The organism is Budvicia aquatica DSM 5075 = ATCC 35567, assembly GCF_000427805.1.
GTDB lineage: Bacteria > Pseudomonadota > Gammaproteobacteria > Enterobacterales > Enterobacteriaceae > Budvicia > Budvicia aquatica.
The window spans coordinates 208706-221354 of the sequence record NZ_ATYS01000002.1 but is presented as its reverse complement, the minus strand read 5'-3'; the positions used below and the strand labels follow the sequence as shown (position 1 = coordinate 221354).

Annotated in this window: 11 protein-coding genes; all 11 read right to left on the bottom strand. The window is 48.7% G+C overall.

All coding sequences use genetic code 11. From position 1 onward, the window contains the following. Nucleotides 1-20: 20 nt before the first annotated feature. Entirely contained in the window at nucleotides 21-1079 is a 1059-nt protein-coding gene (gene murG / locus YWE_RS0102680) for an undecaprenyldiphospho-muramoylpentapeptide beta-N-acetylglucosaminyltransferase (protein WP_036014820.1), read from the bottom strand. Next, complete coding sequence (gene ftsW, locus YWE_RS0102675) at nucleotides 1076-2287, bottom strand: cell division protein FtsW (protein WP_029093123.1); 1212 nt, start codon at nucleotides 2285-2287, stop codon at nucleotides 1076-1078. The genes murG and ftsW overlap by 4 nt, the downstream gene beginning before the upstream one ends. Further along, on the bottom strand, nucleotides 2287-3603 hold the full coding sequence (murD, locus tag YWE_RS0102670) for a UDP-N-acetylmuramoyl-L-alanine--D-glutamate ligase (protein ID WP_029093122.1): 1317 nt from the start codon (nucleotides 3601-3603) through the stop codon (nucleotides 2287-2289). The genes ftsW and murD overlap by 1 nt, the downstream gene beginning before the upstream one ends. Nucleotides 3604-3605: 2 nt before the next feature. Next, nucleotides 3606-4688, bottom strand: a complete 1083-nt coding sequence (gene mraY, locus YWE_RS0102665) for a phospho-N-acetylmuramoyl-pentapeptide-transferase (RefSeq protein WP_029093121.1) — start codon at nucleotides 4686-4688, stop codon at nucleotides 3606-3608. Then, a complete protein-coding gene (gene murF, locus YWE_RS0102660; protein ID WP_029093120.1) occupies nucleotides 4682-6058 on the bottom strand; it encodes a UDP-N-acetylmuramoyl-tripeptide--D-alanyl-D-alanine ligase in 1377 nt (458 codons plus the stop codon). The genes mraY and murF overlap by 7 nt, the downstream gene beginning before the upstream one ends. Beyond that, on the bottom strand, nucleotides 6055-7554 hold the full coding sequence (murE, locus tag YWE_RS0102655; RefSeq protein WP_036014816.1) for a UDP-N-acetylmuramoyl-L-alanyl-D-glutamate--2,6-diaminopimelate ligase: 1500 nt from the start codon (nucleotides 7552-7554) through the stop codon (nucleotides 6055-6057). Before murE ends, murF begins: the two co-directional genes overlap by 4 nt. Further along, nucleotides 7541-9310, bottom strand: a complete 1770-nt coding sequence (ftsI, locus tag YWE_RS0102650; RefSeq protein WP_029093118.1) for a peptidoglycan glycosyltransferase FtsI — start codon at nucleotides 9308-9310, stop codon at nucleotides 7541-7543. Before ftsI ends, murE begins: the two co-directional genes overlap by 14 nt. Nucleotides 9311-9378: 68 nt before the next feature. Continuing rightward, a complete protein-coding gene (gene ftsL / locus YWE_RS0102645) occupies nucleotides 9379-9699 on the bottom strand; it encodes a cell division protein FtsL (protein ID WP_029093117.1) in 321 nt (106 codons plus the stop codon). Then, nucleotides 9696-10637 carry a 16S rRNA (cytosine(1402)-N(4))-methyltransferase RsmH gene (rsmH, locus tag YWE_RS0102640; RefSeq protein WP_029093116.1) on the bottom strand — a complete coding sequence of 314 codons (942 nt, stop codon included), beginning with the start codon at nucleotides 10635-10637 and terminating at the stop codon, nucleotides 9696-9698. The genes ftsL and rsmH overlap by 4 nt, the downstream gene beginning before the upstream one ends. 3 nt (nucleotides 10638-10640) lie before the next feature. Continuing rightward, nucleotides 10641-11099: a division/cell wall cluster transcriptional repressor MraZ gene (gene mraZ, locus YWE_RS0102635; protein ID WP_029093115.1), complete on the bottom strand. Its 459-nt coding sequence runs from the start codon at nucleotides 11097-11099 to the stop codon at nucleotides 10641-10643. Between the two features lie 525 nt (nucleotides 11100-11624). Beyond that, nucleotides 11625-12644 carry a catabolite repressor/activator gene (cra, locus tag YWE_RS0102625; protein WP_029093114.1) on the bottom strand — a complete coding sequence of 340 codons (1020 nt, stop codon included), beginning with the start codon at nucleotides 12642-12644 and terminating at the stop codon, nucleotides 11625-11627. Nucleotides 12645-12649 lie beyond the last annotated feature (5 nt).

Here is a 12649-nt window from a genome sequence, read left to right as displayed (position 1 = left end):
GCCTGAGACATTCCGGCTTATTATAAAGCGACGCTTTTCACCACGGCAGACACTCTTTCAGTCGCATCGGGAATTGCAATCGATCTGGCTTGCATCGCCATGGCTAATAAACTGGAGCGATTTAACGCTTCTAACGCCTGAGTTAACGTATCTACGTTGAACTCAGGTTGCTCAATAATTTTGGCTGCGCCCGCTTTTTCTAACGGCAGTGCATTCCAGTACTGCTGACGATCTTTGTGCATAAATGGAACAAAAATCGCCGGTAAGCCGGCAGCAGCTATTTCGCTGACCGTCAAGGCACCGGAACGACAAACGACAACATCAGCCCAGGCATAAGCTGAGGCCATGTCGTCAATAAACTCCGTCACATCATGGCCGGTCAGGCCACGCTGTTGATAATCCTGCTGTACGCTCGCCTGTGCGCCTTTGCCAACCTGATGCCAGATCGTCACTTTATCACCCAGACGTTCAGCCGCTTGAGGCATGGTCTGATTTAAAATTCGCGCACCTTGGCTACCGCCGATAACTAAAATCCGAATCGGGCCGGTACGCTCAGATAACCGAACTTCAGGTAAAGGCAACGCCAGCACATCGGTACGAACCGGATTGCCAACCACATCGGCAGTTGGGAATGCCCCCGGAAACGCCTGAAGAACACGTTTAGCAATCTTCGATAACCAACGATTCGTTAATCCCGCAATGCCGTTCTGCTCATGCAGCACGACCGGAATACCACATAGCCAGGCCGCTAATCCACCGGGACCAGATACATATCCGCCCATCCCCAGAACAACGTCCGGTTTATAATTGCGCATAATAGCCCGCGCCTGACATACGGCACGAAAAATACGGAACGGAGCACCTAACAGTGCTTTAATGCCTTTACCGCGCAAACCTGAAATCGTAATAAAATCAATTTCAATACCGTGTTTAGGGACTAAATCGGCTTCCATTCGATCGGAAGTTCCTAACCAGCGAACCTCCCAGCCTTGCGCCATCAGGTCATGAGCCACGGCTAATCCGGGAAAAACGTGTCCTCCGGTTCCACCCGCCATCACCATTAAACGCTTCTGCTTCATCGGGTACCTCGTCCGTGCGCCTGGCAGGTAGCCAGCCGCGTTTCATAATCAATTCGTAATAGCATGACAATTGCTGTCGACATCACCAACAGACTCGAACCACCATAACTAATTAACGGCAGTGTTAATCCTTTGGTTGGCAGAATACCGGCAGCAGCGCCGACGTTAACTAACGTCTGGAAACTAAACCAGATTCCAATCTCGCAGGCTAAAAAGCCGGAAAAGCGCTGACCGGCCTCTAAAGCACGGCGTCCAATCAGCATTGCTCTAAAAGCGACGAAGAATACCATTAAGAGCACTAAAACCACACCCACATAGCCCAATTCTTCACCAATAATGGCAAAAATAAAGTCAGTGTGGGCTTCAGGAAGGTACTCAAGCTTCTGAACTGAGTTACCTAAGCCCTGCCCTAAAAACTCGCCGCGGCCAAAAGCCATCAATGACTGCGTCAGCTGATAACCGGCACCAAAGGGGTCAGCCCACGGGTCCCAAAATGATGTTACCCGGCGCAAACGGTAAGGTTCTGCAATGATCAATAACACCACGGCAAAGACGCCCGAACCGATAATGGCCAAAAACTGCCACAGTTTAGCCCCGGCTAAAAACAGCATGCCTAGTGTGGTCACAAAGAGCACAACAACCGACCCTAAGTCAGGCTGGGCCAGTAGCAATACCGCCAGTATGACCATCACGCCCATCGGTTTGCAGAAACCCCAAAAGTTGTTACGCACTTCATCAACTTTTCGCACCAAATAACTGGCCAGATAAATAAACAGCGCTAATTTAGAGGCTTCCGCCGGCTGAATATTCACAGGTCCCAGAGAAATCCAGCGGGATGCGCCGTTAACTGAACTGCCGATTCCCGGCACCAGCACAACCAATAACATCACGATAGCAATAATCAGAATGACCGGGCTATACCGTTGCCACATCTCCATCGGGATGCGTAAAGTAACCAGCGCAGCGGCAAAAGCCAGCCCCATATAAATGGCATCTCGTTTAGCAAACAAGAACGGGTCTTCTGTATAACGCTGAGCAACCGGCATCGATGCCGATGTCACCATAATAAAGCCAACCAGAGCCAGACCCAGCGATAGCCACAGCAACGTACGGTCGTACATGACTTCGCAGTCAGACTCACTGCCGGTACGGCTCCCCATAATCCACTGTCCCAGGGACTGGAAAGGCCTTAGCGTTAAAATACTCATTAACCAAGTTCCTGAGCTAAACGGGCAAACTCATGGCCGCGCAGCTCGTAATTTTTAAACTGATCTAAACTGGCGCAGGCCGGTGACAGTAGCACCATATCTCCGGGCTTAATTCGCTGTGCAATCAGCGCCATAGACTGAGCCATCGTCTCTGTTATTTCTGCAACGTCAGGGCGTAAGTTAAACAACGCTTGTTTATCTCGGCCAAAACAGTAAAGACGAACTTTGTCCCCTTGCAGATAGGCCGATAACGGAGAAAAATCGGCTGACTTGCCATCACCGCCTAACAGCAGATGTAAGACACCATTAACCCGAATACCGTTTAGCGCCGCCTCGGTACTTCCTACGTTGGTGGCTTTGGAGTCATTAATCCAACGGACTCCGTTATTTTCCCAAACTAACTGAAAACGGTGTTCCAGACCGGTAAATTCGGTCAATGCTTTCAGGCTGGACGCTCTTGGAATCTCAACGGCATCCGCTAAAGCCAGTGCGGCCAAACCGTTCAAATAGTTATGCTGACCCACCACTTTCATTTCTGAGGTATTCAGCACTTTCTCGCCCCGGACGCGTAACCAGGTTTCACCCTGCTGGTGGCTCAGATGGTAATCGCCAATATCAACGCCAAAGCTAATGCAACGACGGTCTGCGCCCTGTAGCGGCATTGTCAGTGCGTCATCGGCATTAACCAAACACACTTTGGCACCGTGATAAATACGTAGCTTAGCATCACGGTATTGGCTCATTCCCCGCGGATAGCGATCCATATGGTCTTCGCTTACGTTGAGAATAGTGGCCGCAGCCGCTTCTAAACTGGACGTAGTTTCAAGCTGGAAGCTGGATAACTCCATAACATAGAGCTGGCATTCAGGGTCAAGTAAGGTTAAGGATGGCTGCCCTAAATTACCGCCAATGGCAACATTCCAGCCCGCGGCCTTCGCCATATCACCGACTAATGTTGTCACCGTGCTTTTACCGTTAGAACCGGTAATAGCAATAATCGGCGCCTGAGCTTCACGGCAAAAAAGTTCGATATCGCCGACAATTTCAATACCGGCCTCTGCCGCTTCTTGTAGCATCGGTGTAGCCAGCGCAATGCCCGGGCTAACGACCAGTAAATCTGCCGACATAATCCATTCGCGGTTTAGGCTACCGGTATGGCGCTCTACTGAGTCAGCTAAACTATCGAGCCCCGGAGGAGACTGGCGCGTATCAATCACGCGCGGCGTTACATTACGGGCAATAAAGTAATCGACACAGGATAATCCTGTGGAACCTAATCCAATGATAACAACCTGTTTATCCTGATAGTCGATCATGATTAACGTACCTTCAGCGTAGCCAAGCCAATCAATACAAGCATTAATGAAATAATCCAGAAACGCACAATAACGCGCGGTTCCGGCCAGCCTTTAAGTTCATAGTGGTGATGAATCGGCGCCATGCGGAAAATACGTTGCCCGCGTAGCTTAAACGATCCCACCTGTAAGATTACCGACAGTGTTTCAACCACAAACACACCGCCCATAATCACTAATAAAAATTCCTGACGCAGCAGCACGGCAATAACGCCTAACGTGCCGCCAAGGGCTAATGAACCGACATCGCCCATAAAAACCTGAGCCGGATAGGTGTTAAACCATAGGAAGCCAAGACCTGCACCAACAATGGCAGTACAGAAAATCACTAATTCCCCGGCGTGACGCAGATAAGGAATATGCAGGTAAGCGGCAAAGTTAACGTTACCCGTTGCCCACGCCACCAGCGCAAAACCAGCGGCAACAAATACCGTTGGCATAATTGCCAGACCATCCAGACCATCAGTTAGGTTGACCGCATTGCTGGTGCCGACAATCACAAAATAGGTTAGCAAGATATAGAGCACGCCCAGTTGAGGCATCACGTCTTTAAAGAACGGCACAACCAGTTGAGTTGCCGGCGTATCTTTGCCTACGGCATACATGGTAAAAGCAACGGCTAACGCAATCACTGACTGCCAAAAGTATTTCCAACGGGCAATCAGGCCTTTTGTATCTTTGCGTACCACTTTGCGGTAGTCATCAACAAAACCCACAATGCCGTAGCCGATTAAGACAAACAATGAACACCAGATATACGGGTTTTCAAGATTAGCCCACAGTAATACCGAGATAGTAATTGAGCCAAGGATCATCAGGCCGCCCATAGTAGGCGTTCCGCGCTTACTAAAATGAGACTCAGGGCCATCATTACGCACCACCTGACCTATTTGTAATCTCTGCAAATAGGCAATCAGATGAGGTCCCATCCATAAAGAAAGAACTAAGGCCGTTAACAGGCTAAGTACGGCACGAAACGTCAGATAAGAAAAGACGTTAAAGCCAGAATAAAATGAGACCAGGTGTTCCGCCAGCCATGTTAACATTGTGTCATCTCCTGTACCCCGCGTACTACCTGCTCCATTGCGGCACTACGTGAACCTTTAATTAAAATTGTTATTACCGCGTGTTCAGATAGCAATTCATTCAGGCGCTTAATTAACGCTGCTTTATGACTAAAATGTTCACCGTTTCCACTGGCAGTACTGATTACTTCACTTAAACCACCAACGCTTAATACTTTATCAATACCTGCATTGCGGGCCGCCTCACCCACCTGACGATGGCAATCTTCGGCTTCGCTGCCTAGTTCGCCCATATCACCGACTACCATCACACGATAGCCGGGCATGGATGCTAAAACCTGTGCGGCAGCAATCATCGACCCCACGTTGGCATTATAGGTATCATCCAGCAACAGTTTCCCTTCGCTAAGCTGAAGCGGAAATAAGCGACCGGGCACTGCTTTCAATTGGGATAGCCCAACTCGAATATTTTCTAAGCTTGCACCGACTGACATTGCCAGAGCGGCGGCAGCTAATGCGTTTGATATATTATGTTTTCCCGGTAGTGGCAGCGCTACGCTAATAGCCCCTTCCGGCGAATTTAAGGTAAAACGGGTTATCTGCTGCTCCACCGCTACATCAGAAGCATAAAACTCAGCACCGGTCTCAGCATCCGTTGAGAACTGCCATAATTGTTTATCAGCCAAAGCCGTCGCCCATCCGGCTAAATCATGACTTTCAGCATTAACGATAGCAACGCCGTGTGGAATTAATCCCTGAAAAATTTCACCTTTGGCTTTTGCTACTCCGGCCAGAGAACCGAAACCTTCCAGATGAGCTGAAGATAGATTATTGACTAAAGCCGCTTCTGGCTGAGTCAGTCCGACAGTATAGGCAATTTCACCTGCGTGATTAGCCCCCAGTTCGACAACGGCGAACTGATGAGCACGGGTTAACCGTAATAACGTTAAAGGTGCACCGATATCATTATTCAAATTACCAGCGGTATACAGGACATCACCACACTGTTGTAAAATTTTGGCCGTCATCTCTTTTACGCTGGTTTTACCGGATGAACCGGTCAGCGCAACAACACGGGCCGTGACCTGCTGTCTTACCCATGCACCAAGCAGCCCCAGAGCGAGACGCGTATCCGGTACAATAATTTGGGCAATATCTAAAGGTAAGTGCCGACTAACCAGTAAAGCACCGGCACCGCTTTCAACGGCATCCGCGGCGAAGTCATGGGCATCGAAACGTTCACCTTTCAATGCAATAAACAGACAGCCGGCGGTTATTTTTCGGGTATCCGTAGTCACTTCAGTTATCTGAAGACCGGTAATATCCGCGGTTGAAGCGATTAGCTTACCTTCAACGGCCTCAGCCAGCTGTTTCAGCGTAATCGGAATCATGCTAATACTCCTGATGACAGACCGAGTAAATTAGCCACGGTTGTTCTGTCTGAATAATCCAAACGGCGATTACCAATCAGTTGATAGTCTTCATGGCCTTTACCGGCGATCAGAACGACATCATCAGGGCCAGCCTGCATCACTACGTTAGTAACGGCTTCAGCACGACCGTGAATAGGGTGTGCACGAGCAGCATCAACAAATCCGGTTAAAATATCTGCCACGATAGCTTGTGGATCTTCACTGCGCGGGTTGTCATCAGTAACAACAACGCGGTCGGCGAGCTGTTCAGCAATTCCCCCCATTAGCGGGCGCTTACCCCGGTCACGATCGCCACCACAACCAAATACGCACCAAAGCTGGCCTTTACAGTGCAGTCTTGCTGCTTCCAGCGCCTTTTCCAAAGCATCCGGCGTATGGGCATAATCGACTACTACCGTAGGCCGCCCTGGTGCAGTAAAGACTTCCATTCGGCCACAAACCGGTTGTAGCTGCGGTGCAACCTCAACTAATTCAGTTAAATCAAATCCCAGAGCCAATAAGGTCGTCAAAGCAGCAATCAAATTACTGACGTTAAACGCCCCTAACAAACGGCTTTCGATAACGCCGCCTCCCCAGCTGGAATCAAACTTAATGGTCGCGCCGCCGTCATGATAATCAACCTGAGCGGCGCTCAGCCAACGGCCGCTCCAGCCTTGAGGTAGGTTATCAGCCATGGTAAATGCAATGGCTGACGGCATCTGGCTAATACGACGTAATCCGACTTCATCATCAACGTTAATAATGGCTTCGCCAACCTGATGACGGGTAAACAGGCGCCATTTAGCCGCTTCGTACTCTGCCATATTGCCGTGATAATCAAGATGATCGCGGCTAAGGTTGGTAAATACGGCCGCGGCAAAAGAGAGTGCAGCAACGCGTTCCTGAACCAGACCGTGTGATGACACTTCCATGGCGGTAAAGGTGGCACCTTTTGCCGCTAAGTCATGCAACTCACGTTGAACATCAACGGCAGAACCGGTGGTATTCTCAGCGGGAACCACATGGTCCAGCAGGCCATTACCGACAGTCCCCATCACGGCACTGCGCTCGCCTAATAGCTGAGCCCATTGTGCAAGCAATTGAGTGGTTGTGGTTTTACCATTGGTTCCGGTTACGCCGATTAATCGCATGCGTTCTGACGGCTGGGCATAAAAACGCCCGGCAATCGCTGATAGGTGCTTATTTAGCTGCTCGATATAAATAACCGGTACGCCATGAGACATTACAACGCTGCCGTCGGCTGCTTCGCCGTCAGCTTCAGCAATCACAGCGGCAACGCCTTGAGCAATGGCTTGAGATATATAGCGACGACCGTCCGTTTGATGGCCTTTGATAGCAATAAACAGATCCCCGGAAGCTGCAACGCGACTGTCCAGCGTCATCTCTTTTAACTTCAGCTCAGGTACCTGAATATGCCAGGGAGCAAGCAGTTCAGATAAATTAAGAACGGTCACCGGCAGCTCCTCTTTGATTAATAACGACGTCATCTTTACCCGCGATAGGCAAAGCGTCTGGCTCTATATTCATTGTTCGCAAAACACCGCCCATAATGGCACCGAATACTGGCGCTGAAATAGCACCGCCGTAGTATTGACCGCCGCTCGGGTCGTTAATCACCACCACTAAGGCATAGCGAGGGTTACTGGCTGGCGCAAGGCCTGCGGTATAAGCAATGTATTTATTGATGTAGCCGCCATTAGGGCCAACTTTTTTTGCCGTACCGGTTTTAATTGCGATCCGATAACCTTTAATAGCCGCTTTAGTACCACCGCCGCCGGGTAACGCCACTGACTCCATCATATGGACTACGCTGCGGACGGTACTTTCAGGGAAAATTCGCGTCCCTTGTACCGGTGGATCTATTTTAGTAATCGACAGGGGACGATAAACACCAAAGCTCCCCATCGTTGCATAAGCACGTGCTAACTGTAACGGAGTTACCATTAGTCCATACCCGAAAGAGAAGGTGGCCCTCTCTATGTCAGACCACCGTTTTTTTTGTAACATTAAGCCACTACTTTCTCCGACCAATCCCAAATTGGTTGGTTTTCCCAGTCCGAAACGTGTGTAAGTATCTACCAACGCGTCGTAGGGCATCGCTAACGCCAGCTTAGAAACACCGACGTTACTCGATTTCTGTAGAACCCCCGTAATGGTCAGCTCAGGATAAAGCGCTACGTCTTTAATTTCGTGACCATTAACCCGATAAGGGCGGGTGTTCAGTACTGCATTCTCTTTAATAATTCCGCGATCTAACGCGGTCATCACAACCATCGGTTTGACGGTTGATCCCGGCTCAAAAATATCGGTAATGGCGCGGTTACGGAAAAAATCTTCCGGCGTACCGACCCGATTATTCGGGTTATAAGACGGGCTATTAGCCATTGCTAATATTTCGCCGGTATTCACATCAACCAAAACCGCGGTACCTGATTCAGCCTTGTTCAGATTTACCGCATTGCTTAACTCACGATAAACCAGCGCCTGTAAACGCTCATCAATACTAAGCGTCAGGTTATGAGCAGCCTGGCTATCTATGGAAGAGATGTCTTCAATAACCCGCCCAAAGCGATCTTTACGCACCGTACGCTCACCCGACTTGCCAACCAGCTTATCTTCGAAGCTTTTTTCTATCCCTTCCAGACCGTTATCATCGATGTTAGTAAAACCAATGATATGAGCAGTCACCGGACCGGCCGGATAGAAACGGCGAGATTCACGCTTTAAATAGATACCGGGGAGTTTAAGCTTACGGATATAGTCAGCCGTTTCGGCATTGACTTGGCGAGCGAGGTAGACAAAGCGGCCTTTCGGATTAACGTTAATCTTTTCAGACAGTTTATCTATCGGTGTTCCAAGAATATCAGCCAGTGCTTTCCAGCGCATATCCTGAGTAATACCACCGCGGTCGTTTAACTCTTTAGGATCGGCCCAGATCGCATTCACCGGCACGCTAACCGCCAGCGGGCGGCCCAGTCGGTCGGAAATCATTCCGCGAGCGGTAGGAACTTCCTGAACCCGTAAAGAACGGGAATCACCTTCTTTAACTAATTTGTCAGGCTCAATAACTTGTAACCACGCGGCACGGGCCATCAGACCAAACATAGCAGCAACAATGACTATGCAAAGCAAACTAAAACGCCAGCTAATATAGCCGGCCTGATTTTCGGGACGTTTAACCTTAACCTTATTCGGTCGTGCTGCTTTCATTTATGCTTATTAGCCACCGTATTGCTATTTATCTGATACGCACTCCAGGGTGTGCGCTACCTTACTAATTACTTCTGGACCACGATTTGTTCCTGGTCCGGTGTAACATGCTGCATCTGTAATTTTTCATTGGCCAGTCGATCAACCCGACTGTGATCGGCCAGCGCATTCTCTTCCAGAATCAGGTTACGCCATTCAATTTCTAAAGCTTCCCGCTCCAGAATCAACTGCTCTCGTTCCGCCGTCAGTAACCGGGTACGGTGACTGGACAACACAACCGCGATAGCTGATACCAAAATTAGTACGGTCAGGATCATCGGTATCTTGGCGAAACGAAGTAAATCATCACCAATAATTCCAACTAAGCTATGGCGCTCATTTGGAATCATTCTGCGGTCCTTTCTGCAAAACGTAGTACTGAACTTCTTGCCCTGGCGTTACCTGACACTTCCTGCTCGGATGGCATCATTTTACCCAGTGCTTTTAACTTACGTCCGCCGTGCTGCCTTAATTGTTCTTCTGTTAAAGGTAATCCGGCAGGAACCTGCGGGCCTTTACTGTGCTGGCGAATAAAGCGTTTAACAATACGGTCTTCCAGCGAATGGAAACTAATAACCGACAGGCGCCCTTCGGTTGCCAGTACCTCGAGCGTACCGTCTAATGCCCGCTCAATCTCTTCCAGCTCACTGTTAATATAAATACGAATGGCCTGAAAACTGCGGGTTGCCGGGTGCTTATGCTTATCACGAAACGGGCTGGCATTAGCGATCAGTTCAGCCAGTTCACGCGTTCGGGTCAACGGTTGCTGGCGATTGCGCTCAACAATGGCCTGAGCAATGCGTTTAGCAAAGCGCTCTTCACCAAAGGTTTTTAACACCCAGGCAATATCTTCAGCGTCAGCTTTTAATAACCACTCTGATGCAGATAAACCTCGGGTCGGGTCCATACGCATATCCAATGGACCATCACGCATAAAAGAAAAGCCGCGTTCAGCGTCATCTAACTGTGGAGAAGAGACGCCAAGATCTAATAAAACGCCGTTAATCTTTCCTTCCAAACCGCGATCGCGTACATATTCTGCGATATCTGAAAACGGGCCATGGACGATCGAAAATCGAGGATCGGTTATTTCCGCTGCTGCAGCAATTGCCTGAGGGTCACGATCGATAGCAATCAACTGTCCCTGAGGTCCAAGATGGGAAAGAATAAGGCGCGAGTGGCCGCCACGGCCGAAAGTGCCGTCGATATAGATACCGTCCGGTTGGATATTCAGACCGTTAACGGCTTCATCCAAAAGGACTGTTGTGTGCTGATAATTAGTAGACATAACTTATAGTGACAAATCCTGTAACCGCTCTGACAGTGTGTCTTGAGCGGACTGTTCAGCGTCTATATCTTCCTTAACTTTTTGATACCAAGTTTGTTCATCCCATAACTCAAACTTATTGAGCTGGCCGACAAGCATCACTTCTTTGACTAAAGACGCATGTTGCCGCAACGTCGTTGCCACTAACAAACGCCCTGCGCTATCCATCTGACATTCGCTGGCATGACCTAATAACAGGCGCTGTACCCGACGCTCAGCCGGATTCATGCTGGATAGCCGAGATAATTTTTGTTCGATCTTTTCCCATTCCGGTAAAGGGTAAAGCAACAGGCACGGCTGATGAAGGTCAATGGTACATACCAATTGGCCTTCACATTCATCCAGCAAAGAATCCCGATAGCGAGTGGGGATAGCTAATCGCCCCTTACCATCCAGATTTACCGTTGTTGCTCCACGAAACATGGGCAGGTCACTCCTTAGCGACAAGTTTTACCACTTTACCCCACAATTCTCCACTTGAACAGAGTTTACGAAGGGTATTAAAAGCTTGTCAAGCCAGAGCACCATGACTTTTCACTAATATGGCGGGGCTATTTCGCTAAGAAAGCGTAAATAGACACGGATAAACTGATAGAAATACGACTAATACAATGAATAGTAATAAGTATTTTTGACAGGTTATAAAAATGAAAATAATGACTCAAAAACTGACCAACAATTAAATAAAAATATCCCTACCCTGTTAAAAACTGGCAGGCACTTAGTTAAAGCTCAATGGGAGTTGTTTATGCCGGGGCGTGATTTTAGTGTCGAACAGGCCGCTAATATCAGCGATTAATAGTAACATAAAGTAAACAGGACAAATAATAGACCATAACCGTTTAAATTTTAAATATAAAAAGGAGCCTTTAATCGGCCCCTTTCTTTGAGTTACTTTTTTAATCCAGAAAACAAGAAACTGAATATTTTCTGCCAATCGCTAAATGATTATGACTCTGTTCGGCTTACCCGGCTTAAACAACCTCGACGGAATAAGCTACGGCGAATACGTGTTAACCCCGGCTTAGGTTTCTGAGGTTCATCAATAGAGGCCAAGACCAACTCCAGAACGCGTTCAGCGACTTCACGGTGGCGCTGTGAAACGGCCAATACCGGACACTCAAGAAAATCTAGCAGTTCATTATCACCAAAGGTGGCAATGGCTAAATTGGCTGGCAAATGCCCTTCCCGCTGCAGAATAACATCCATAACACCCTGTAATAATGAGAAGGAGGTGGTATAGATCGCCTGCGGTATCGGATTGGTTTTGAGCCAGTTATCAAACAGTTCAGCCGCAGAGGCACGTTCATAGCTGTTAGCGTATAGATAATTAACCGCGCGCTTATCGTCTTTCCATGCCTGTCGGAACCCCTGCTCGCGCAGTTGGCTGACAGATAACTCAGGTAATGCACCAATGTAGGCTACCGTTTCAGCATCGAATGAACGTAGCTCAGCGGCCAGCATTTCGGAATCTTCAAAGTCAGCCCCCACAACGCTGATAAAATGTTCCCGATCTAACGCACGGTCTAAGGCGATGATAGGGAAAGAGCTATTTATCCAACGTTGATAAAACGGATGCTCCGGCGGCAGTGCGGTAGAAACAATCAGCGCATCCACTTTGCGCTGGAGTAAATGTTCCACACAGCGCATTTCATTATCCGGCTGGTCTTCAGAACAGGCTATCAGTAGTTGATAACCACGCTGGCGGGCCTGACGCTCCAGATAATTGGCAATACGGGTATAGCTGGTGTTTTCTAAATCAGGAATAACCAGACCGATTGAGCGGGTACGACCGGCACGTAGCCCTGCGGCTACGGCATTTGGTTGGTAATTATGTTCCCGGACTACCGCCATGACTTTTTCTACCGTCTTGTCACTCACGCGATATTGCTTAGCTTTGCCATTAATAACATAGCTAGCCGTTGTGCGTGAAACGCCAGCGAGACGCGCAATTTCATCCAGTTTCACGTTAA